Origin of the sequence: Streptomyces sp. NPDC052023, from assembly GCF_044548465.1 — a bacterium.
Taxonomy (GTDB): domain Bacteria; phylum Actinomycetota; class Actinomycetes; order Streptomycetales; family Streptomycetaceae; genus Streptomyces.
In genome coordinates, this window is the sequence record NZ_JBIUBW010000013.1 from 138,554 (window position 1) to 159,251 (window position 20,698).

Sequence of the window (20,698 nt, forward strand, 5' to 3'; positions counted from 1 at the left end):
GCCACACCACACTCCGTAGCCGAACAGCGACGAAACAGCCCGGAATCCCTCGAACTGCTGAACCACGAACGCTCGCCCCCGGAACGGATCATTCCGGCCGGACGGTATGCACATGGCACATTCACCTGGCAGGTACGCGGACTTCGAGACACTACGGGAACGGGCGGTCACACTCCGACGCAGCGGCTACAGCCTCCGGCAGATCCGCAACGAACTGAAGATCTTCAACAACGACATCCTGAACCGGCTGGTGAAGGGCGAACCTGCACCGGCCTGGACGAAGCGACCTAACGCGAAGGACGACCTGCGCGAGAAGGCACGGGGGCTGCGACTCCAGGGCTGGACGTACGACCAGATCCAGGTGGAATTGGGATGTTCGAAGAGCTCGATCTCACTGTGGGTACGAGATCTGCCGAAGCCGGATCGGCCGAGGCGAACCAGCGCAGAAGCCTCGGCCATCGCGAAGCACGGCTGGGAAGCCAAGCTGCGTCTACGCGAAGAGGAACGTCAGCGCACCAGGCATCAGGCAATGACGGAGATCGATCAGCTGACCGAACGCGAACTTTTCCTGATCGGCGTCGGCCTGTACTGGGCCGAGGGCTCCAAGAGCAAGCCCTACAACCGACGAGAGCGCATCACCTTCGTGAACAGCGATCCGAACATGATCAGGGTCTTCATGGCCTGGCTGAACTTGCTTCGCGTGGACCCCGGAAAGGTCAAGTTCGCGGTGCAGATCCATGAGACCGCCGATGTGACAACCGCGGAGAAGTTCTGGGCGGACCTCGTCGGCATCGAACCCACCGAACTGCTGAAGACGACACTCAAGAAGCACAACCCCAGCACCAACCGCAAGAACACCGAGGGCGGCTACCACGGATGCCTCCGAGTGGACGTCAGGGATGGAGCTGACTTGTACCGTCGCGTCGAAGGCTGGTGGTACGGCATAGTAGGGGCTGCCACCGCACCCGATCTACGAAATCGGACATAGCGGTAATCCCGGGTCGTCTAAGGGCAAGACGTCAGATTTTGGTTCTGATCATGGGGGTTCGAGTCCTCCCCCGGGAGCACATGCCCCGTTCGGATCCTCCCCCGCCCCCTTCCGGGCACGGACCCGCTCTCGTCTCCCCCCACCCCCACCCCGGTATCCTGCGGTTGTCCACACCCCCTCCACAGCCGAAGGGCATCCCGTGAGCGCCATTCGCCCGGCAGCCGTCGTCGTACTCGCAGCGGGTGAGGGCACCCGTATGAAGTCGGCCACACCGAAGGTCCTGCATGAGATCTGCGGCCGTTCCCTGGTGGGGCATGTCCTCGCCGCCGCCGGTGAGTTGAAGCCCGAGAACCTCGTCGTGGTCGTCGGGCACGCCCGGGAGAAGGTCACCGCCCATCTCGCCGACGTCGCCCCGGACGTGCGCACCGCGGTCCAGGCGCAGCAGAACGGCACGGGTCATGCCGTCCGTATGGGGCTGGAGGAGCTGGGTGGCGGTCTCGCCGGGACGGTCGTGGTGGTGTGTGGTGACACCCCGCTGCTGACCGGTGAGACGCTGAAGAGCCTGGCTCGTACGCACTCCGAGGACGGCAACGCGGTCACGGTGCTGACGGCGGAGGTGCCGGATGCCACGGGGTACGGGCGGATCGTCCGGGACCCGGCGTCGGGTGCGGTGACGGCGATCGTGGAGCACAAGGATGCTTCTGCCGAGCAGCGGGTGATCCGGGAGATCAATTCGGGTGTGTTCGCGTTCGACGGGCGGTTGCTGGCGGAGGCGCTGGGGCAGGTGCGGACGAACAACAGTCAGGGCGAGGAGTATCTGACGGACGTTCTCGGCATCCTGCGGGAGGCGGGGCATCGTGTCGGTGCCTCGGTTGCGGGTGATCACCGTGAGATCGCGGGGATCAACAATCGTGTGCAGCTCGCGGAGGCTCGCCGGATTCTGAACGACCGGTTGCTGTCCGCCGCGATGCTGGACGGTGTGACGGTTGTCGATCCGGGGTCGACGTGGGTCGATGTGGCGGTGACGTTCGAGCAGGACGCCGTGGTGTATCCGAACACGCTGCTGGAGGGTTCGACGCATGTGGGCGCGGGTGCGGAGGTCGGTCCGAACAGCCGGCTGAGGGACACCCGGGTCGGTGCGGGTGCGCGGGTCGACAACACGGTGTCGGAGGGGGCGGTGGTCGGCCCGGAGGCGTCGGTGGGGCCGTACGCGTATTTGCGTCCGGGGACGCGTCTCGGGAAGAAGGGCAAGATCGGGACGTACGTGGAGACGAAGAACGCGGCGATCGGTGAGGGTACGAAGGTGCCGCATCTGTCGTATGTGGGGGACGCGACGATCGGTGAGTTCTCGAACATCGGTGCGGCGAGTGTGTTTGTGAACTACGACGGTGAGGAGAAGCACCACACCACTGTCGGGTCGCACTGCAAGACGGGGTCGGACAACATGTTTGTGGCTCCTGTCACGGTCGGGGACGGTGCTTACACCGCCGCCGGGTCCGTGATCACGAAGGATGTGCCGCCCGGTTCGCTGGCCGTGGCCCGTGGTCAGCAGCGCAATATCGAGGGTTGGGTGGCTCGTAAGCGTCCGGGGAGTGCGGCGGCGAAGGCGGCCGAGGCGGCGTCCCGGAAGCCGGGCGGCGAGGGCTGACCGGAAACAGGTGCGTCTGGGACGGCGTACCGTGATAAGTGCACACCCGCACCCCACCAGCTGAGACGACGCTTTTCGTCCAGTTGAGACGTCGTGTCGACATCCAGCTGAGACACCTCTGAGGAGACAGTGCTGTGACCGGGATCAAGACGACCGGCGAGAAGAAGATGATGTTCTTCTCCGGCCGCGCCCACCCCGAGCTTGCCGAGGAGGTCGCCCACCAGCTGGGTGTCGGGGTTGTCCCGACCAAGGCCTTCGACTTCGCCAACGGCGAGATCTATGTGCGTTATCAGGAGTCGGCTCGTGGGGCCGACTGCTTTCTGATCCAGAGCCACACGGCTCCGATCAACAAGTGGATCATGGAGCAGTTGATCATGATCGACGCTCTGAAGCGGGCGTCGGCGCGCTCCATTACGGTCATTGTGCCGTTCTACGGTTACGCGCGGCAGGACAAGAAGCACCGGGGTCGTGAACCGATTTCGGCGCGTCTTATCGCGGACATGATGAAGACGGCCGGTGCGGACCGGATTCTGACCGTGGATCTGCACACGGACCAGATCCAGGGTTTCTTCGACGGTCCGGTGGACCATCTGTTCGCGCTGCCGCTGCTGGCGGACTACGTGGGCAAGAAGGTGGACCGCGAGAAGCTGACGGTGGTGTCGCCGGACGCGGGCCGGGTGCGGGTCGCGGACCGGTGGTGCGACCGGCTCGGTGCGCCGCTGGCGATCGTGCACAAGCGGCGGGACAAGGACGTCGCGAACCAGGTGACGGTCCACGAGGTCGTGGGTGAGGTCAAGGGCCGGGTGTGTGTCCTGGTCGACGACATGATCGACACGGGTGGGACGATCTGTGCCGCTGCCGACGCGCTGTTCGCGCACGGTGCGGAGGACGTCATCGTGACGGCGACGCACGGTGTGCTGTCGGGTCCGGCGGCGGACCGTCTGAAGAACTCGCGGGTGAGCGAGTTCGTGTTCACCAACACGCTGCCGACGCCGGGTGAGCTGGCGCGGGACATGGACAAGATCTCGGTGCTGTCGATCGCCCCGACGATCGCGCGCGCGGTGCGAGAGGTGTTCGAGGACGGTTCGGTGACGAGCCTGTTCGACGAGCAGTGAGCCGTTAGGGCGGATCGCCCGGTTCACGGTTGATCGATTTTTCTGCGGCCTCCCCGCCGGGTATTCTGTTGCAGTTGCTCGGCGAGGGAGGCCGTGGTCCGTCTGCTGACGGGACACGGCGGTCCGTTATCGACGCGCTCTTCGTAGCAGGCCGTTCGTGGCCGGGTGACCACGTCCGTTCCCAGTTCTACGAGGAGTGATCGTCATGTCCGAGGTGAAGCTCGCCGCCGAGACCCGCAAGGAGTTCGGCAAGGGTGCCGCACGCCGCATCCGCCGCGACAACAAGGTTCCGGGTGTGCTGTACGGCCACGGTTCCGACCCGCTGCACCTGACCTTCCCGGGTCACGACCTGCTGCTGGCGCTGCGTACGCCGAACGTCCTGATCTCCCTGGACATCGACGGCAAGTCCAACGAGCTGGCGATCCCGAAGTCCGTGCAGCGTGACCCGCTGAAGGGTTTCCTGGAGCACGTCGACCTGCTGCTGGTCAAGCGGGGCGAGAAGGTCACCGTCGAGGTTCCGGTCGTCGCCGAGGGCGAGCTGGCGCCGGGCGGCAACCTGCTGGAGCACGTGCTGAACGCGCTGCCGGTCGAGGCCGAGGCCACCCACATCCCGGAGAACTTCACCGTCTCCGTGGAGGGTCTGGAGGCCGGTGCCTCGATCCAGGCCAAGGACGTCAAGCTGCCCAGCGGCGTGACCCTGGCCGTCGAGGAGGACACCGTCGTCCTGCAGGTGCTGGCCGCGCAGGCCGAGGAGGCTCCGGAGGGCGGGGAGGCCGCTGAGGGCGAGGCCGGCGAAGAGGCCGCCGCCGAGGCCTGATCCTCACCTTTTTCGTTTCGTCAGCCGCTGTTCCCTGTGGGGGCAGCGGCTGGCGCGTATCAAGGAGACATGGACGTGACGACCGACGCGGGCGCTCCCTGGCTGATCGTGGGGCTGGGCAATCCTGGGCCCGAGTACGCGATGAACCGGCACAACGTGGGTTTCATGGTGGCGGATCTGCTCGCGGAGCGGATCGGGGGCAGGTTCAAGCGGGCGGGCAAGGCGCAGGCGCAGGTGGTCGAGGGCCGGATCGGTCCGCCGGGGCCGGCGAGCCGTCGGGTGGTGCTGGCGAAGCCGATGTCGTACATGAACCTGTCCGGTGGCCCGGTGAACGCGCTGCGCGACTTCTACAAGGTGCCGGTCGCCCAGATCGTCGCGATCCATGACGAGCTGGACATCGACTACGGCACGATGCGCCTGAAGCTCGGAGGTGGGGACAACGGGCACAACGGGCTCAAGTCGATGACGAAGGCGATGGGGCCGGACTATCACCGGGTGCGGTTCGGGATCGGGCGGCCGCCGGGGCGTATGCAGGTGGCGGATTTCGTGCTCAAGGACTTCTCGTCGAGTGAGCGCAAGGAGCTGGACTACTTCGTGGACCGGGCGGCGGACTCGGTGGAGTGTCTGGTGAGTGAGGGCCTGGAGCGGGCGCAGAGTTCGTACAACTCCTGACTTGTCCCCCGCCTCGGTTGACTCGCCGTGCAGGCATGGCCAAGGATCGCGGCCATGCCTTCTGCCGTCGTCTCCAGTCAGGGCGCGTTCGTCGCGCTGCGGTTCGGGCGGCTCGCGGCGATGGGTGTCGTCGCGGCGCTGATACTGATCGCGGGGGTGTGGGCGTCCTGGAGCAGCGCCCAGTACGTGATGCTCACCAAGGGGCGGGAGAGCGGGACGATCAAGGTGACGGGCTGCGGCGGCGACACCTGTTCCGGCCCGTACACGCCGATCTCCGCGGGGTCGCAGGCCCGCGACCGGGTCGTCATCGAGAAGACCGCCGCCGTGCGGGACGGGCAGACGTACACCGTGGTCTTGAAGCCCGGCGGCAGTGAGGTCGTGCGGTCCGGGCCCGCCGGGGTGCTGTATTCCTGGGTGCCGCTGGGGGGCGCGTTGCTGCTCGGCTCGGTCGTGGTCGCGGGTGGGCTGGGGCGGATGCGGGCGGCCTGGGCGATGGCGGGTGCGGGACTGGCACTGATCACCGCGGCGTTCGCCGTCGTGTAGGACGCGCGGACTCGGCCGGCGTGCGGGGCGGCGTACTCGCCCGTCGCGCGGAGCCGCATACTCGCCCGTCGCGCTGGGCAGCGGACACCGCCTTCAGGCGGGCCCGCGTGCCGGCCCGTCGTGCCGGGCCGCGAATTCGCCCGGCGTGCGGCAGCGCCGACTCCGCCGTCATTCCGGGCCGCGAGTCGACGTTCGTGTGGGACCGCGCACGAGCCCGTCGTTCCCGGCCGCGGATTCGACCTCCGTACGGGGACCGGGCACCAGCCCGTCGCCCCCGGCCGCGGACTCGACCGTCGTTCTGGTCCGCGGACGCGGGTGTGCCCCCGGGCTCGGGTGGAGCGCGGGGGCACACCTGGGTGCGCGTTCTCAGCCGGTGTTGCGCAGGCCCGCTGCCACGCCGTTGACGGTCAGGAGCAGGGCCCGCGCGAGCAGCGGGTCGGGCTCGGCGCCCGAGGCCGCGGCGTCGCGCTGACGCTTGAGGAGGGCGACCTGGAGGTAGGAGATCGGGTCCAGGTAGGCGTCGCGGATGGTGAAGGTCTGCTTCAGCACCGGCTGGGCGTCGAGGAGTTCGTCCTCGCCGGTGATCCGGAGGATCTCGCGCACGGTCAGGTCGTGCTCGGCGCGGATGGTGTCGAAGACGTGCTTCAGCTCGTCCGGGACGAGGGTGTCGACGTAGTGGCCGGCGATCCGCAGGTCGGTCTTGGCCAGCGTCATCTCGACGTTGGAGACGAAGTTGCGGAAGAAGTGCCACTGTCCGTACATCTCGTCGAGCACGGTGTCCAGGCCCGCCTCGCGCAGCGCCTTCAGGCCGGAGCCGACGCCGAACCAGCCGGGGACGATCTGCCGGGACTGGGTCCAGCCGAACACCCACGGGATGGCCCGCAGGCCGTCGAGCGAGACGCCGGAGCCGGGGCGGCGGGAGGGCCGGGAGCCCAGGTGGAGGTCGGCCAGCTGGTCCACGGGGGTGGAGGCGAGGAAGTACGTCGGCAGGTCCGGGTCCTCCACGAGCCCGCGGTACGCGGCGTGCGCGGCGTCGCTGACCACGTCCATGGCGGCGTCCCAGCGGGCGAGGGCCTCGACGGACTGACGGGGCGCGGTGTGCAGGGCGGAGGCCTGGAGGGTCGCGGCGACCGTCAGTTCCAGGTTCTCCCGGGCCAGGGACGGGATCAGGTACTTGTCGGAGATGACCTCGCCCTGCTCGGTCACCTTGATCTCGCCCTCCAGGGTGCCCCAGGGCTGGGCGAGGATCGCGTCGTGGGTGGGGCCGCCGCCGCGGCCGACGGTGCCGCCGCGGCCGTGGAAGAGCCGCAGCCGTACGCCGTAGCGGTGGGCGACGTCGCGCAGTCGCCGCTGGGCGCGGTGGATCTCCCACTGGGAGGTGGTGATGCCGCCGAACTTCGAGGAGTCGGAGTAGCCGAGCATGACCTCCTGGACGTCGCCGCGCAGGGCGACCAGGCGCCGGTAGGAGGGGTCGGCGAGCATGTCCTCCAGGATGGAGTCGGCGGCCTTGAGCTCGTCGGTGGTCTCCAGCAGCGGCACGATGCCGATCTTGGCCCAGCCGGCGTGCAGGTCGACGAGGCCCGCCTCGCGGGCGAGGACGGCGGCGGCGAAGACGTCGTCGGCGCCCTGGCACATGGAGATGATGTACGACTCGATGACCTCGGGCCCGAAGACCTGCAGCGCCCGCTTGACCGTGCCGAAGACGCCGAGGGTCTTGGCGCCGGCCGCGTCGACGGGTGCGGGGGTGGGGGCGAGCGGGCGGCGCGAGCGGAGTTCCTTGGCGAGGAGCTTCGTGCGGTAGTCGCGCGGCATGTCGGCGTAGCGCCAGGACTCCTCGCCGAGCCGGTCGAAGAGCTGGCCGAGTGCGTGGTGGTGGGCGTCCGCGTGTTCGCGTACGTCCATGGTGGCGAGCTGGAGGCCGAAGGCGGACAGCGTGCGGATGGTGCGGTCCAGGCGGCCGTCGGCGAACAGGCCGCCGCGGTGGGCGCGCAGGGAGGCCTGGATCAGCTTGAGGTCGTCGAGGAGCTCGCTGGTGCCGAGGTAGTCGCGGCCGGCCTCGTGGGGGGTGCCCTTGGCGAGGCGCTGCTTGGTGTTCTCCAGCTTCTGCCGGATGCAGGTGGCCTTGAGGCGGTAGGGCTCCTCGGCGTTGAGGCGCTTGTAGCGGGGGCTGATCTCGGGCAGCCGCTCCAGGTCGGCCTGGAGGGATTCCAGCAGTTCCTCGGTGGCGCCGGTGTAGCGGATGGAGTTCGACAGGAAGCCGCGGAGCTCGTCGATCATCTCCAGGGCGTCGTTGATGCCGTGCTCGTGCTGGAGGATCAGCACCTCCCAGGTGACCTCGGGGGTCACGTTGGGGTTGCCGTCGCGGTCGCCGCCGATCCAGGTGCCGAAGGTGACGGGGCGGGTGTCGTCGGGCAGCTTGACGCCGACGCGCTCCAGTTCCGCCGTCAGGTCCTCCAGGACGTCGCCGACGGCTCCCGCGTGCAGCTCGTCGAGGTAGTAGATGGCGTTGCGGGCCTCGTCGGCCGGTTCGGGTCGTACGACGCGCAGCTCGTCGGTCTGCCAGACGAGGTCGATGTTCTCGGCGAGCCGGGTGTCCTGGCGGCGCCGGTCGGAGTCGATGACCGGGGTCTCCAAAAGCTTGGCGATGCGCCGGAGCTTGTTGAGAACGGAACGGCGGGCGGCTTCCGTGGGGTGCGCCGTGAACACGGGACGAACATTGAGATGGCGGACCGTCTCCCTGAGGTGCTCGGGGTCGGCGTCCTTCAGCCGGTCGGCGGTGCGGGACAGGAGCCCGCCCTCGGCGGCGCGCCGGGCCCGCAGCTCCCGGCCGCGGTGCACCTGCTCGGTGACGTTGGCGAGGTGGAAATAGGTGGAGAAGGCGCGGACCAGCTTGGCCGCGGTCTCCAGTTCGGTGCCGCGTAGCAGCTCGGCGGCGGCCTCGCCGTCCTCACGGGTGAGTCGGCGTACCTTCTCGACGAGTTCCAGCAGCTCAGGGCCCTCCTGGCGGACGAGCGTCTCTCCGAGTAGGTCGCCCAGCCGGCGGATGTCGGCGCGCAGCTCGCTGCTGGTCGTCGTGGTCTGGTCGTCGGCACTGCTCACAGGTGCGGCTCCTTGCAGTGTTGAAGCTCGTCTGAAGCTCGTCTGGGAGGGAACCCGGTGACCGTCGCACGGCGGTGCCGCATTACGGGCCGGACTTCCGGGGAAGGAATCAGAGCGGACCGCGCTGTCCGACCGACTCCAGGATATGTGTCGGCCCGGACGCGCAGGCCCACGGGCTCTTGCCGCCGGGCGGCGCGCTGACATACTTACGACGCCGTAGGTTACGGAACCGTAGGGACGTCTCGTCCGAGCCGTACCCGGTTTCGCTACCCCCCGGCACCTGTCTCAACCCACCACCCCACAGGGGACGCCCCATGACCACGAGTTCCGATGTGATCGACGACGCCCCGAAGTCGACCTCGCAGGACACCGCCGACCGTCTTACGCCCGCGTCCGCCACGCTCGGCGGCGACCGCAAGGGTTCTCTCGAGCAGCTGGTGCTGCTGCTCTTCATCGTCGTCCCGTTCCTCGCGCTGGTCGCGGCCGTGCCGCTGGCCTGGGGCTGGGGGGTGAGCTGGCTGGACCTGGGGTTGCTGGTCTTCTTCTACTTCCTCGGCTGCCACGGCATCACGATCGGTTTCCACCGGCACTTCACCCACAGTTCCTTCAAGGCCAAGCGGCCCCTGAAGATCGCGCTGGCGATCGCCGGGTCGCTGGCGGTCGAGGGCCCGCTGGTGCGGTGGGTGGCCGACCATCGCAAGCACCACCGGTTCTCCGACGCGGAGGGCGACCCGCACTCCCCGTGGCGGTACGGCGAGACCGTCCCGGCGCTGATGAAGGGCCTGTGGTGGGCGCACATCGGCTGGATGTTCGACGAGGAGCGCACCCCGCAGGACAAGTACGCGCCGGATCTGATCAAGGACCGGACGCTGCGGGCGATCTCCCGCCAGTTCCTGCTGTGGACGGTGGTGTCGCTGGCGCTGCCGGCGCTGATCGGCGGTCTGGTGACGATGTCCTGGTGGGGCGCGTTCACCGGGTTCTTCTGGGGCTCGCTCGTGCGGGTGGCGCTGCTGCACCACGTGACCTGGTCGATCAACTCGATCTGTCACGCGGTGGGCAAGCGGCCGTTCAAGTCGCGGGACAAGTCGGGCAACGTGTGGTGGCTGGCGGTCCTGTCCTGCGGTGAGTCCTGGCACAACCTGCACCACGCCGACCCGACGTCGGCGCGGCACGGCGTGGAGCGCGGCCAGATCGACTCGTCGGCCCGGCTGATCCGCTGGTTCGAGCTCGCGGGGTGGGCGTACGACGTGCGCTGGCCGTCACGCTCGCGTATCGATTCCCGCCGCCAGGACGGGGAAGGCGGTTCCCGGCGCGGGCGGGAGACCGCCGAGGCGGCATGATTGACGCCGTGGCGACCGACTCCAGCACCTCCAGCAATGACAAGCCGCGGCGGACGCGCCGGACCCGTATGACCGGCGCGGAACGGCGCCAGCAGCTGCTGGAGATCGGTCGCACCCTCTTCGCCGCGAAGGGCTTCGAGGGCACGTCGGTGGAGGAGATCGCGGCGAAGGCCGGGGTGTCCAAACCGGTGGTGTACGAGCACTTCGGCGGCAAGGAGGGGCTGTACGCGGTGGTGGTGGACCGTGAGATGCGCCGCCTGCTGGACATGGTGACCAGCTCGCTGACCGCGGGCCATCCGCGCGAGCTGTGTGAGCAGGCGGCGTTCGCGCTCCTCGACTACATCGAGGAGTACACGGACGGATTCCGCATCCTGGTCCGCGACTCCCCCATCCCCCAGTCCACCGGCTCCTTCGCCTCCCTCATCTCCGACATCGCCACCCAGGTGGAGGACATCCTGGGCCGCGAGTTCAAGAACCGCGGCTTCGACTCGAAACTGGCCCCGCTGTACGCGCAGGCGCTGGTCGGGATGGTCGCGCTCACCGGGCAGTGGTGGCTGGAGGTGCGCCGCCCGAAGAAGGCGGAGGTGGCGGCGCATCTGGTGAACCTGGCGTGGCACGGGCTGGACGGGCTGGAGCAGAAGCCGCGGCTGATCGGGCACCGCAAGAGCTGAGGGCTTCGCGGGGCGCCGTTGCCGTCGGCGGTGTCGGTCGCCGTTTCGCCCGTGCGGTCAGATCGGCTCCAGGAACTCCAGGCGGTTGCCCACCGGGTCGGTGGAGTAGAAGCGGCGGTGGCCCGGCAGGGCATCGTCCCAGCCGACCGGGGCGCCGGCGGTGATCAGGCGTGCGGCGAAGGAGTCGATGTCCGTGACCCGTAGGCCGGGATGGGCCTTGCGGGCGGGGTGGAAGCCGGTGTCGATGCCGAGGTGCAGCTGTACGGTCCCGGCTTGGAACCAGCAGCCGCCGCGCTCCGCGAGTGCCGGGGGCTTGGGGATCTCCGTCATACCGAGGACCCCGGCGTAGTACGCGCGCAGGCGGTCCTCGGAACGGGGCGGCGCGGCGAGCTGAACGTGGTCCAGGGCGGTGATCACCGGACCTCCTTGCGGGCGACTGCGAAGATGCGGCGGAACGGGAACGGTGTGCCGTGGCGGCCCGGTGGATAGGCCTCGCGGAGGGCGTTGCGGTACTCGTCCTCGAAGGCGCGCGCCGCGTCGGGGTCGTCGGCGAGGGCGGTGAGGACGGGGCGCAGGCCGGTGCCCTTCACCCAGTCCAGGACCGGGTCCTCGCCGGTGAGGAGATGGACGTACGTGGTCTCCCAGACGTCGGCGGTGCAGCCGAGGGCGGTGAGGCGTTCGAGGTAGGCCTCGGGTGTGAGGACGGCGTCGCCGTGGCGCAGGGTGCCGGCCAGACGGTCCCGCCAGCGCGGGGACGCGGCCAGTTCGCGCATCAGGCGGTGGCTGGGGGCGTCGAAGTTGCCGGGGACCTGGAAGGCGAAGGTGCCGCCGGGGACCAGCCCGGCGAGCCAGTCCCCGAAACGGTCCGCGTGCCCGGGGACCCACTGGAGTGTGGCGTTGCTGAGGATGAGGTCGTACGGCTCACCGGGCGTCCAGGTGCGCAGGTCGGCGTGGGCGAAGTCGAGGCGGTCGATGCCGGCGTGCTCGGTGCGGGCCCGCCGGAGCATCTCCGGGGAGTTGTCGTAGCCGGTGACGCGGGCGGTGGGCAGGCGGGCGGCGAGCAGCGCGGTGAGGTTGCCGGGGCCGCAGCCGAGGTCGGCGATGCAGGGTGGGTCGCTGGGCGGCTCGGGGATGTGGGCCAGGAGGTCGGTGAAGGGGCGGGCACGGTGTCCGGCGTGCCGCAGGTACTGGGCGGGGTCCCAGGTGGGGTCGGCCATGTCCTCAGCTTGGCAAGTAGGTATCTCGACGTCAAGAGACTTCATGTCGACACAACCACTACACTGATCGTCATGGAGGACGAGGTCGATCGGCTGGTCGCAGCGTGGCGCCGGGAGCGCCCGGACCTCGACGTGGAACCGCTTGAGGTGCTCAGCCGGGTGAGCCGGCTGGCCCGGCACCTGGACCGCGCACGTCGGCTGGCCTTCTCCGAGCACAGTCTGGAGCCGTGGGAGTTCGACGTCCTGACGGCGCTGCGTCGCGCGGGGACGCCGTACCAGCTCTCACCGGGGCAGTTGCTGACCCAGACCCTGGTCACCTCGGGCACGATGACGAACCGTATCGACCGGCTGGCGAAGAAGGGGCTGGTGGAGCGGCTGCCCGACCCCAGCGACCGGCGTGGTGTCCTGGTACGGCTCACGGACGAGGGCCGGGACCGCGCGGACCAGGCCCTGGCGGGGCTGCTCGACCAGGAGCGCGCGATCCTCGCGGAGCTGTCGCGTACGCAGCGGGGGGAACTGGCGGCGTTGTTGCGGCAGTTGACCGCGCCGTTCGACAACATTCCGGGGTAGGGCCTGGCCGGCCGGGGCTTGCGGGGCGCGTCGGTTGTCGTCCGCGGGCAGCGTCGGTGGGTCGGCCGGTTGTTGTCTGCGGGCCGTCGGGGCTGGTCGCGCAGTTCCCCGCGCCCCTTTACGGACGCTGCCCAGCCGGGCGTGGACTCAGGCGCTGTTGCTTTCCTCTGAGGGGATTCCGGTGGCGGGGCCCAGGTCGGCCGGGCCTACGCCGGCGCGGCGGGCCAGGGCGACGGCGGCGAGGGTGGAGTGGACGCCGAGTTTGCCGAGGACGTTCTGCATGTGGGTGCGTACGGTGTGCGGGGAGAGGTAGAGGCGCTCGGCGACGGCCTTGCGGCCGAGGCCCGCGACCATGCAGCGCAGCACCTCACGCTCGCGCGGGGTGAGGGACTCCACCAGCCGTTCGCTCTCGGTGCGGTGCCTGCGGGCGGCGGTCAGTTCGCGCAGCACGCCGGTGAGCAGGGCGGGCGGCAGATGGGTCTCGTCGCGCAGCACGCCCCGGATGACGGTGAGCAGCCGGGACAGCGAGCAGTCCTTGGCGACCCAGCCGCTCGCGCCGGCCTGCAGGGCGAGCGCCGCCCGCCGGGGGTCGTCCTTCTCGGCGAGCACCACGACCCGCACCCCGGGCTGTGCGACACGGACCCCGGCGACCAGGGAGATCCCGTCCACGACCCCGTCGCCGCCGTCCTGCACGGGCACCGCGGGCCGTATGCCGGGGGCGGCGCCGCCCAGGTCGGCGTCGACGAGCAGCACGTCGAAGCGGCGGCCCTCGGCGGCCGCGCGCTCCAGGCTGCGCACCGCGGCGGGACCACTGCCGGCCGCGGAGACGTCGACATCGGGCTCGGCGGCGAGTGCCGCTGCGAGGGACTCGGCGAAGATGCGGTGGTCGTCGACGACCAGGACTCGGATGCGTACCACGAAACCCCCTCCCCCGAGCTCTCCAAGAGCAGGGGAACGCCCAGCGACGGGGACCGGTGACCGGTGCGGGTACGACGCCCGAAGCGCTCCTGGGTTGTTGTCTCTGCCGTTCCCCAGGACGGGGTCGCCGCAGCCGCACGGCCGCCGCCGTGCAGAAACTGCTACCCCCACTTCGGGCGTCGTACCCGACTTGTCTCGCCCCCTGAACAGCACCGGCCCCCACCGGTGCTTTCATCAGAGTACGGGCGGGGGGCAGGAGCGGAAGGCAATTTGCAGAACTGGCTGCCCGGCGCGTTTATGGTGAGCCGCATGTTTCGTATTGAGACAGAAGTCGACAAGTCCCGGCGCGATCTTCTCCGTTCCCGGCTCCGCGACACCAATACGGCAGCCTCCCCGGTGCTGCGCGCCCTGCGCGACACCCCTGCCGCGCGTGAATCGCCCCTGCACGTCTGGGCGTTGGACGCCGGCGGTGACCTGGCCGGCGGGCTGGTGGGGCACACCTGGGCGACCTGGCTGCACGTCACGTACCTCTGGGTCGACGGACGGCACCGGGGCACCGGCCTGGGCTCGCGCCTGCTGGCGGAGGCGGAGCGCGCCGCCCGCGAGGAGCGCCGCTGCACCGCCGCCCGCCTGGAGACCTGGGACTTCCAGGCCCCGGACTTCTACCGGAAGCGGGGGTACGAGGTGGTCGGCACGATCCCCGACTACCCGCCCGGCGTCACGGAGTTCACCCTGACCAAGGGCCTTGGGACCGGCTGACGGGCACTGCTCTAGCGCAGCCGCCGCGCCCCCGCCGAAGGCACCGCTTCGAACACCCGGGGCGCCGTGAAGCCGGCGTCCGCGAACGCCTCCTGGACCGCCTTGGTGATGCCGTCGACGTCCGTCACCGCGGCGAGCACGATCGCCGAGCCGCCGAAGCCGCCGCCCGTCATCCGGGCACCGAGGGCCCCGGCGGACAGGGCGGTGTCGACGACCAGGTCCAGCTCCGGGCAGGAGATGCGGAAGTCGTCGCGCAGGGAGGCGTGGCCCTCGGTGAGGACCGGGCCGATCGCCTCGGTCCCGCCCGACTCCAGCAGGGCGACCACACGTTCGACGCGCTCGTCCTCCGTGACGACGTGCCGGACCAGCCGGCGTACCTCCTCCTCGTCGCCGAGGCGGTCCAGCGCCGCGTCCAGCCCGTCGTAGGGGATGTCGCGCAGGGCGTCGACGCCCAGCAGGGCCGCGCCCTTCTCGCAGCCGGCCCGGCGTTTGCCGTACTCACCGGTGCTGTGCTCGTGCTTGACCCGGGTGTCGACCACCAGCAGGCGCATCCCTTCGGCGGCGAGGTCGAAGGGGATCTGGCGCTGGGAGAGGTCGCGGGTGTCGAGGAACAGGGCGTGGCCCGCGGTGCAGCAGGCGGACGCGGTCTGGTCCATGATCCCGACGGGGGCGCCGACGTAGACGTTCTCGGCGCGCTGGCACAGGCGGGCCAGCTGCCAGCCCTTCAGGCCGAGGCCGTACAGGTCGTTCAGGGCGAGGGCGATCACCACCTCCAGCGCCGCCGACGAGGACAGGCCCGCACCCGCCGGGACGGTCGAGGACAGGTGGATGTCCGCGCCGGTCACCTCGTGGCCCGCCGCGCGCAGCGCCCAGACCACGCCCGCCGGGTACGCCGTCCAGTTCCGGTCCGACTCCGGTTCCAGGGCGTCGACGCGTAGCTCGGCCACGCCGCCCTCGACGTCCGCCGAGTGCAGTCGCAGGACGCCGTCCTCGCGCCGGGAGAGCGCGGCGACCGCCGTGTGCGGCAGCGCGAACGGCATCACGAAGCCGTCGTTGTAGTCGGTGTGCTCGCCGATGAGGTTGACCCGCCCCGGCGCGGCCCACACGCCCTGCGGATCGGCCCCGTACAGCTCCCGGAACCGTTCGGCGACGGCCCCGGCGACCGTCTCACTGGCCTCGCTCATGCCCTGACCCCTGCCTTCCGTCCGTGTCTACTTGCCGCGCCGCTGCGCGAACTCCCAGGCGTCCGCGACGATTTCGGCGAGGTCCGCGCGGGAGGGGTGCCAGCCGAGCCGCTCGCGGGCGGTCTGCGCGGACGCCACCAGCACCGCCGGATCGCCGCCCCGGCGCGGGGCCACGACCTCGGGGACCGGGTGGCCGGTGACCTGGCGGACGGTCTCGACGACCTCGCGGACGGAGAAGCCGTTGCCGTTGCCGAGGTTGCAGATCAGGTGCTCGCCGGGCACGGCGGCGCCGACGGCGAGCAGGTGGGCCTCCGCGAGGTCCGCGACGTGGATGTAGTCACGGACGCAGGTGCCGTCCGGCGTCGGGTAGTCGTCGCCGTAGACGGAGATCGCGTCGCGCCTGCCCTGGGCCACCTGGAGGACCAGCGGGATCAGGTGCGACTCGGGGTCGTGCCGCTCCCCGAACTCGCCGTAGGCGCCCGCCACGTTGAAGTAGCGCAGCGACACCGCGGCCAGTCCGTGCGCCCGCGCCTCACCGGTGATCATGTGGTCGACGGCGAGCTTGGAGGCGCCGTAGGGGTTGGTCGGCGCGGCCGGCGCGGACTCGGCGATCGGGACCTCGCGCGGCTCGCCGTAGGTGGCGGCCGTGGAGGAGAAGACCAGCCTGCGCACCCCGGCCGCCCGCATGGCGGCGAGCAGCGCCATGGTGCCGCCGACGTTGTTGTCCCAGTACTTCTCCGGCTTGACGACGGACTCGCCGACCTGGGAGAAGGCGGCGAAGTGGAGCACCGCGTCGAACGAGGAGTCCAGCCACTTCGCGGCGTCGCGGACATCGCCCTCGACGAAGGAGGCACCGGCGGGCACGCCCTCGCGGAATCCGGTGGACAGGTTGTCGAGGACGACGACCTCGTGGCCCGCCTCCAGCAGGTGCTGGGCGACCACGCTGCCCACGTATCCCGCTCCACCGGTGACCAGGTACTTCCCGCTCATGTACTAGCTACCTCTCGCAGTCGCTCGGCCGCGCGCTCCGGCGGCACGTCGTTGATGAACACGCTCATGCCGGATTCGGAACCCGCGAGAAACTTCAGCTTGCCGGAAGTTCGGCGGATGGTGAAAAGCTCCAGGTGGAGCGCGAAGTCGTCACGGCTGACGCCCTCGAACTCCGCCAGCCGGCCGAACGGCGCCTGGTGCCAGGCGGCGATGTACGGCGTCGGAGGCTCACCCTCGCCGAAGATCCGGTCGAAGCGCCTCAAGAGTTCCAGATAGACCTGGGCGAATTCTGAGCGTGCCGCCTCGTCCAGCGCGAGCAGGTCGGGCACCCTGCGGCGCGGGTACAGGTGGACCTCGTACGGCCAGTGCGCGGCGTACGGCACGAAGGCCACCCAGTGTTCACCCGCAAGGACGACGCGCTCGCCGGCGAGTTCGCCCTCGACCACGGCGTCGAAGAGGTTCTCGCCATCGGTGGCCTCCTTGTGGGCCGCGACGGACCGGAGCATCAGGGCGGTGCGGGGGGTGGTGAAGGGGTAGGCGTAGACCTGTCCGTGCGGGTGACCCAGGGTCACACCGATCTCCGCACCCCGGTTCTCGAAACAGAAGACCTGCTCGACGGAGGGCAGATGGGACAGCTCCGACGTGCGGTCCGTCCACGCGTCCAGGACCAGGCGCGCCTGCTCCTCGCTCAGGTCGGCGAAGGAGGCGGTGTGGTCGGAGGTGAAGCAGACGACCTCGCAGCGCCCGGAGTCACCGGCCAGCGACGGAAAGCGGTTCTCGAAGACGACCACGTCGTACGAGGAGTCCGGGATCTCACTCAGCCGCTCGCCCTGCGACGGGCACAGGGGGCACTGGTCGGCCGGCGGGTGGTAGGTCCGGCCCTGGCGGTGCGAGGCGATCGCGACCGAGTCGCCCACCAGCTCGTCGCGGCGGATCTCGGAGGTCGTGACGGTCCGCTCCAGCGGACGGTGGTCGACCGCGTCGCGCACGGCGTCGTCCCGCAGGTCGTAGTAGATCAGCTCACGACCGTCGGCCAGACGGGTCGAGGTCTTCTTCACCGCGGACTCCTCTTTCGAGCCTTCGAGTATTACCAGCCACCCAACCATCCAACATAACTCAACATACCAAAACACAACTCACCAGGGTCAGTCAACATCACAATCAAACAAAGCTCGACATCGAACGTGTTCAATTAGCGAACGCCCAGGCGTAGGTTTCGCTCCGGATCAGTTCACGCAACGAAGCGAGTGCGTATGGAAACCCCCACATACCTGTCCGCCGAGCTACGGCTCCCCACCAACTGGCTCGACTACACGCTCCTCGGCATCTACTTCGTCGTGGTCCTCGGCATCGGCTTCGCCGCCCGCCGGTCGGTCAAGACCAGCCTCGACTTCTTCCTGTCCGGCCGCTCCCTGCCCGCCTGGGTCACGGGCCTCGCGTTCATCGCGGCCAACCTGGGCGCCACCGAGATCCTCGGCATGGCCGCCAACAGCGCGCAGTACGGCGTCTACACCACCCACTGGTACTGGATCGGCGCCATCCCGGCCATGGTCTTCCTCGGCCTGGTGATGATGCCCTTCTACTACGGCAGCAAGGTCCGCTCGGTCCCCGAGTTCCTGCTCCTGCGCTTCGACAAGTCGGCGCACCTGCTCGCCTCGGTCCTGTTCGCCTTCGCCGCCATCCTGATCGCGGGCGTCAACCTCTACGCCCTCGCGATCGTCGTGGAGGCGCTGCTCGGCTGGCCGGAGTGGGTGGCCATCGTCGTCGCCGGCTTCTTCGTACTCGCCTACATCACGCTCGGCGGCCTGTCCTCGGCGATCTACAACGAGGTGCTGCAGTTCTTCGTGATCCTCGCCGCCCTGATCCCGATCACGGTGCTCGGCCTGAAGAAGGCCGGCGGCTGGGACGGCCTGTCCGACACGCTCACCGCCAGCCGCGGCGACCACTTCATGACCGCCTGGGGCGGTACGGGCATCGGCGATGCCAACCCGCTCGGCGCGAACTGGCTCACCATCGTCCTGGGCCTCGGCTTCGTCCTCTCCTTCGGCTACTGGACCACGAACTTCGCGGAGGTCCAGCGCGCGCTCTCCGCCAGGAACCTCTCGGCCGCCCAGCGCACCCCGCTGATCGCCGCGTTCCCGAAGATCTTCATCGTCTTCCTGGTGATGATCCCGGGGCTGGTCGCCGCCGCGCTGATCCCGCAGTTCGGCACCCCCGAGTCGGGCTACCAGTACAACGACGCGATCCCCTACCTGATGCAGGACCTGCTGCCCAACGGGGTCCTCGGCATCGCCGTGACCGGCCTGCTGGCGGCGTTCATGGCCGGCATGGCGGCCAACGTGTCGTCGTTCAACACGGTGTTCACCAACGACATCTGGGCCAAGTACGTGAAACGGGGCCAGGAGGACGCCTACTACGTGCGCTTCGGCCGCCTGATCACCGCGATCGGCGTGCTGGCCTCCATCGGCACGGCGTTCCTGGCGTCGTCCTTCTCGAACATCATGGCGTACCTCCAGACGCTGTTCTCCTTCTTCAACGTGCCGATGTTCGTCGTCTTCATCATCGGCATGTTCTGGAAGCGCGCGTCGATGAAGTCGGGCTTCTGGGGCCTGCTGGCGGGCACCACGGCGGCGATGGTCAACTACTTCGTGATCTACAAGGAGGGCATCATCGACATCCCCTCCGACCAGGGCGCCAACTTCGTCTCCGCGATCGCGGGCTTCGTGGCCGGCGCGGTGGTCATGGTGGCCGTCTCCCTGTTCACCGCGCCCAAGCCCGAGCGGGAACTCCAGGGACTCGTCTACGGCACCCGCTCGCCCGGCATGGCGGAGCCGCCCGCCGAGGGCGACGACGCGTGGTACCGCAAGCCCGCCCTGCTCGGCTGGGGCGCGGTGATCCTGGCCGCCGCCTGCTACATCCCGTTCTCGTTCTGACCGCGGGAGGATGGAGAGACCATGTCAGAGCACCCCGAGTACTCCGAGGACGACGTCCTGCGCGAGGTCACCGAACTGGAGGGCAAGTCCGCCACGGCCGCCCGCCTCTTCGACATCCGCCGCATCATCGGCAGCCTGTTCGTCGTCTACGGCGTCATCGTCACGATCGTGGGCCTCACGGACGACGAGGCGGCGATCGAAAAGGCCGAGGGCGTCAACATCAACCTCTGGACCGGCCTGGGCATGCTCCTGCTGGGCCTGTTCTTCCTGGCCTGGCTGAAACTCCGCCCCACGGCCCCCCCACCCCCACCGGAAACCCCCGACCAGCAATAACCCACCCCACCCCGTCCCCACCCCGTCCCCACCCGGGGACGGGGCACCACACCCCACGGACCCCACACCCGCACACGGCGAGAAGGCGGGCACGGGCCCGGGCGGCCCCGCGGACCCGCAGTCGCGTACCCGGCACGGCCCCGCCCCACCCCGCCACCGAACGCGCTACAGCAACCCCCACCAAACCGAAAACAGGCCCCCGCAGGCGTCAGTCCTCGCCGCCGCGACCCGGCAGCGGCCCCGCCCGGTCCAGCAGCCCGGTGCGGGCCGCCAGGGCCGCGGCCTCCAGACGCGAGCCGACGCCCAACTTCATGAGGACACGCTGGACATGGGTACGGGCCGTCGACGGCGCGATCCCCATCCCCGCCGCGATCAGCCGCGTGTCCTCCCCGTCGGCCACCCGCACCAGCACCTCCACCTCCCTCGGCGTCAGCATCTCCAACAGCCGCTGCCCCTCGTCATCCGGCTGCGCCGCGGGATTCAGCAGCTCACTGAACGCCCCCTGCAGCAACTGCGGCGCCACCGCCGCCTCCCCCGCCCGGGCCTTCATGATCGCCCGCTCCACGCCCTCGATGCGCTCGTCGTGCCGCACATATCCGGACGCCCCCGCCGCGAACGCCGCCGCGATCCCCCGCGGACTCGGCACCGGCCCCAGCACCAGCACCGCCACCTGCCCCCGCTCCCGCTTGATCCGCTGCACGGGATCGAACGCCCCCGCCTCGGCAGGCGTCGCCGTCCCCCACAGACACACCTCGGGCGCCCGCGCGATCACCAGCTCCGCCGCCCCCACGGCCGGCGCCGCCGCGGCCAGCACCCGGTGCCCCCGCAGCTTCAACGCCGAGGCCAGCGCCTCCGCGAGCAACCGGTGGTCGTCGACCACCATGAGCCGCACTCCCATCGA

20 protein-coding genes and 1 tRNA gene are annotated in these 20,698 nt (G+C 69.8%); 13 read left to right on the forward strand and 8 right to left on the reverse strand.

What is annotated here, in order from left to right; all coding sequences use genetic code 11:
- Nucleotides 1–112: 112 nt before the first annotated feature.
- The 7 genes from ACIHCM_RS24960 to ACIHCM_RS24990 all read left to right on the forward strand — a co-directional run bounded on the left by ACIHCM_RS24960 (nucleotide 113) and on the right by ACIHCM_RS24990 (nucleotide 5,783).
- The gene (locus ACIHCM_RS24960) at nucleotides 113–988 is read left to right on the forward strand and encodes a hypothetical protein (protein ID WP_399899722.1); all 876 of its coding nucleotides are present in this window, start codon (nucleotides 113–115) and stop codon (nucleotides 986–988) included.
- 6 nt (nucleotides 989–994) lie between these two features.
- Nucleotides 995–1,065, forward strand: a tRNA-Gln gene (locus tag ACIHCM_RS24965).
- A 122-nt stretch (nucleotides 1,066–1,187) separates the two neighbouring features.
- On the forward strand, nucleotides 1,188–2,636 hold the full coding sequence (glmU, locus tag ACIHCM_RS24970) for a bifunctional UDP-N-acetylglucosamine diphosphorylase/glucosamine-1-phosphate N-acetyltransferase GlmU (RefSeq protein WP_399899725.1): 1,449 nt from the start codon (nucleotides 1,188–1,190) through the stop codon (nucleotides 2,634–2,636).
- Between the two features lie 134 nt (nucleotides 2,637–2,770).
- Nucleotides 2,771–3,751, forward strand: a complete 981-nt coding sequence (locus ACIHCM_RS24975) for a ribose-phosphate diphosphokinase (RefSeq protein WP_393109397.1) — start codon at nucleotides 2,771–2,773, stop codon at nucleotides 3,749–3,751.
- 205 nt (nucleotides 3,752–3,956) lie between these two features.
- On the forward strand, nucleotides 3,957–4,568 hold the full coding sequence (locus tag ACIHCM_RS24980) for a 50S ribosomal protein L25/general stress protein Ctc (RefSeq protein WP_399899728.1): 612 nt from the start codon (nucleotides 3,957–3,959) through the stop codon (nucleotides 4,566–4,568).
- A gap of 69 nt (nucleotides 4,569–4,637) precedes the next feature.
- Entirely contained in the window at nucleotides 4,638–5,240 is a 603-nt protein-coding gene (gene pth / locus ACIHCM_RS24985) for an aminoacyl-tRNA hydrolase (protein WP_399899732.1), read from the forward strand.
- Between the two features lie 54 nt (nucleotides 5,241–5,294).
- On the forward strand, nucleotides 5,295–5,783 hold the full coding sequence (locus ACIHCM_RS24990; protein WP_399899735.1) for a hypothetical protein: 489 nt from the start codon (nucleotides 5,295–5,297) through the stop codon (nucleotides 5,781–5,783).
- Nucleotides 5,784–6,149: 366 nt separating this feature from the next.
- On the opposite strand, the gene ppc is transcribed toward ACIHCM_RS24990, so the two are convergent.
- Complete coding sequence (gene ppc / locus ACIHCM_RS24995; protein WP_399899738.1) at nucleotides 6,150–8,882, reverse strand: phosphoenolpyruvate carboxylase; 2,733 nt, start codon at nucleotides 8,880–8,882, stop codon at nucleotides 6,150–6,152.
- A gap of 314 nt (nucleotides 8,883–9,196) precedes the next feature.
- On the opposite strand from ppc, the gene ACIHCM_RS25000 reads away from it, so the two are divergent.
- On the forward strand, nucleotides 9,197–10,222 hold the full coding sequence (locus ACIHCM_RS25000) for an acyl-CoA desaturase (RefSeq protein ID WP_399899741.1): 1,026 nt from the start codon (nucleotides 9,197–9,199) through the stop codon (nucleotides 10,220–10,222).
- Nucleotides 10,219–10,893, forward strand: coding sequence for a TetR family transcriptional regulator (locus tag ACIHCM_RS25005; RefSeq protein WP_393109409.1), 675 nt, complete (start codon nucleotides 10,219–10,221; stop codon nucleotides 10,891–10,893). The genes ACIHCM_RS25000 and ACIHCM_RS25005 overlap by 4 nt, the downstream gene beginning before the upstream one ends.
- A gap of 57 nt (nucleotides 10,894–10,950) precedes the next feature.
- Here the strand turns inward: ACIHCM_RS25005 and ACIHCM_RS25010 are convergent, their stop codons facing one another.
- Both ACIHCM_RS25010 and ACIHCM_RS25015 read right to left on the reverse strand, forming a co-directional pair.
- Nucleotides 10,951–11,310 carry a VOC family protein gene (locus ACIHCM_RS25010; protein ID WP_399899744.1) on the reverse strand — a complete coding sequence of 120 codons (360 nt, stop codon included), beginning with the start codon at nucleotides 11,308–11,310 and terminating at the stop codon, nucleotides 10,951–10,953.
- Complete coding sequence (locus ACIHCM_RS25015; protein WP_399899746.1) at nucleotides 11,307–12,110, reverse strand: trans-aconitate 2-methyltransferase; 804 nt, start codon at nucleotides 12,108–12,110, stop codon at nucleotides 11,307–11,309. Before ACIHCM_RS25015 ends, ACIHCM_RS25010 begins: the two co-directional genes overlap by 4 nt.
- A gap of 72 nt (nucleotides 12,111–12,182) precedes the next feature.
- On the opposite strand from ACIHCM_RS25015, the gene tamR reads away from it, so the two are divergent.
- Nucleotides 12,183–12,680, forward strand: a complete 498-nt coding sequence (gene tamR / locus ACIHCM_RS25020) for a MarR family transcriptional regulator TamR (RefSeq protein WP_399899749.1) — start codon at nucleotides 12,183–12,185, stop codon at nucleotides 12,678–12,680.
- A 147-nt stretch (nucleotides 12,681–12,827) separates the two neighbouring features.
- On the opposite strand, the gene ACIHCM_RS25025 is transcribed toward tamR, so the two are convergent.
- Complete coding sequence (locus ACIHCM_RS25025; protein ID WP_399899752.1) at nucleotides 12,828–13,598, reverse strand: LuxR C-terminal-related transcriptional regulator; 771 nt, start codon at nucleotides 13,596–13,598, stop codon at nucleotides 12,828–12,830.
- 297 nt (nucleotides 13,599–13,895) lie between these two features.
- Here ACIHCM_RS25025 and ACIHCM_RS25030 point away from each other — a divergent pair, with 297 nt between their 5' ends.
- Nucleotides 13,896–14,357: a GNAT family N-acetyltransferase gene (locus ACIHCM_RS25030; RefSeq protein WP_399899882.1), complete on the forward strand. Its 462-nt coding sequence runs from the start codon at nucleotides 13,896–13,898 to the stop codon at nucleotides 14,355–14,357.
- Nucleotides 14,358–14,368: 11 nt separating this feature from the next.
- On the opposite strand, the gene galK is transcribed toward ACIHCM_RS25030, so the two are convergent.
- From galK to galT, 3 genes are read right to left on the reverse strand one after another with little or no spacing between them, the layout of a single operon-like run.
- Nucleotides 14,369–15,541 (reverse strand): galactokinase, encoded by a 1,173-nt coding sequence (galK, locus tag ACIHCM_RS25035; protein ID WP_399899754.1) that lies wholly within the window; start codon nucleotides 15,539–15,541, stop codon nucleotides 14,369–14,371.
- Nucleotides 15,542–15,568: 27 nt separating this feature from the next.
- Nucleotides 15,569–16,531, reverse strand: coding sequence for a UDP-glucose 4-epimerase GalE (galE, locus tag ACIHCM_RS25040; protein ID WP_399899757.1), 963 nt, complete (start codon nucleotides 16,529–16,531; stop codon nucleotides 15,569–15,571).
- Nucleotides 16,528–17,589, reverse strand: a complete 1,062-nt coding sequence (gene galT, locus ACIHCM_RS25045) for a galactose-1-phosphate uridylyltransferase (protein ID WP_399899760.1) — start codon at nucleotides 17,587–17,589, stop codon at nucleotides 16,528–16,530. The genes galE and galT overlap by 4 nt, the downstream gene beginning before the upstream one ends.
- A 195-nt stretch (nucleotides 17,590–17,784) precedes the next feature.
- Here galT and ACIHCM_RS25050 point away from each other — a divergent pair, with 195 nt between their 5' ends.
- Both ACIHCM_RS25050 and ACIHCM_RS25055 read left to right on the forward strand, forming a co-directional pair.
- The gene (locus ACIHCM_RS25050; protein ID WP_399899763.1) at nucleotides 17,785–19,464 is read left to right on the forward strand and encodes a sodium:solute symporter family protein; all 1,680 of its coding nucleotides are present in this window, start codon (nucleotides 17,785–17,787) and stop codon (nucleotides 19,462–19,464) included.
- A 21-nt stretch (nucleotides 19,465–19,485) separates the two neighbouring features.
- Nucleotides 19,486–19,797 (forward strand): hypothetical protein, encoded by a 312-nt coding sequence (locus ACIHCM_RS25055; protein WP_399899766.1) that lies wholly within the window; start codon nucleotides 19,486–19,488, stop codon nucleotides 19,795–19,797.
- Nucleotides 19,798–20,005: 208 nt separating this feature from the next.
- Here ACIHCM_RS25055 and ACIHCM_RS25060 read toward each other — a convergent pair whose 3' ends face one another.
- Nucleotides 20,006–20,695, reverse strand: a complete 690-nt coding sequence (locus ACIHCM_RS25060; RefSeq protein ID WP_399899769.1) for a LuxR C-terminal-related transcriptional regulator — start codon at nucleotides 20,693–20,695, stop codon at nucleotides 20,006–20,008.
- Nucleotides 20,696–20,698: the final 3 nt, after the last annotated feature.

What these genes read in the sequence shown, in the direction of transcription:
- ACIHCM_RS24960 (WP_399899722.1), top strand. Translation starts at nt 113, where the DNA reads ATGGCACATTCACCTGGCAGGTACGCGGACTTCGAGACACTACGGGAA.
- ACIHCM_RS24980 (WP_399899728.1), top strand. Translation starts at nt 3,957, where the DNA reads ATGTCCGAGGTGAAGCTCGCCGCCGAGACCCGCAAGGAGTTCGGCAAG.
- pth (WP_399899732.1), top strand. Translation starts at nt 4,638, where the DNA reads ATGGACGTGACGACCGACGCGGGCGCTCCCTGGCTGATCGTGGGGCTG.
- ACIHCM_RS24990 (WP_399899735.1), top strand. Translation starts at nt 5,295, where the DNA reads ATGCCTTCTGCCGTCGTCTCCAGTCAGGGCGCGTTCGTCGCGCTGCGG.
- ACIHCM_RS25000 (WP_399899741.1), top strand. Translation starts at nt 9,197, where the DNA reads ATGACCACGAGTTCCGATGTGATCGACGACGCCCCGAAGTCGACCTCG.
- ACIHCM_RS25005 (WP_393109409.1), top strand. Translation starts at nt 10,219, where the DNA reads ATGATTGACGCCGTGGCGACCGACTCCAGCACCTCCAGCAATGACAAG.
- ACIHCM_RS25015 (WP_399899746.1), bottom strand. Translation starts at nt 12,110, where the DNA reads ATGGCCGACCCCACCTGGGACCCCGCCCAGTACCTGCGGCACGCCGGA.
- tamR (WP_399899749.1), top strand. Translation starts at nt 12,183, where the DNA reads ATGGAGGACGAGGTCGATCGGCTGGTCGCAGCGTGGCGCCGGGAGCGC.
- ACIHCM_RS25030 (WP_399899882.1), top strand. Translation starts at nt 13,896, where the DNA reads ATGGTGAGCCGCATGTTTCGTATTGAGACAGAAGTCGACAAGTCCCGG.
- galK (WP_399899754.1), bottom strand. Translation starts at nt 15,541, where the DNA reads ATGAGCGAGGCCAGTGAGACGGTCGCCGGGGCCGTCGCCGAACGGTTC.
- galE (WP_399899757.1), bottom strand. Translation starts at nt 16,531, where the DNA reads ATGAGCGGGAAGTACCTGGTCACCGGTGGAGCGGGATACGTGGGCAGC.
- ACIHCM_RS25050 (WP_399899763.1), top strand. Translation starts at nt 17,785, where the DNA reads ATGGAAACCCCCACATACCTGTCCGCCGAGCTACGGCTCCCCACCAAC.
- ACIHCM_RS25055 (WP_399899766.1), top strand. Translation starts at nt 19,486, where the DNA reads ATGTCAGAGCACCCCGAGTACTCCGAGGACGACGTCCTGCGCGAGGTC.
- ACIHCM_RS25060 (WP_399899769.1), bottom strand. Translation starts at nt 20,695, where the DNA reads ATGGGAGTGCGGCTCATGGTGGTCGACGACCACCGGTTGCTCGCGGAG.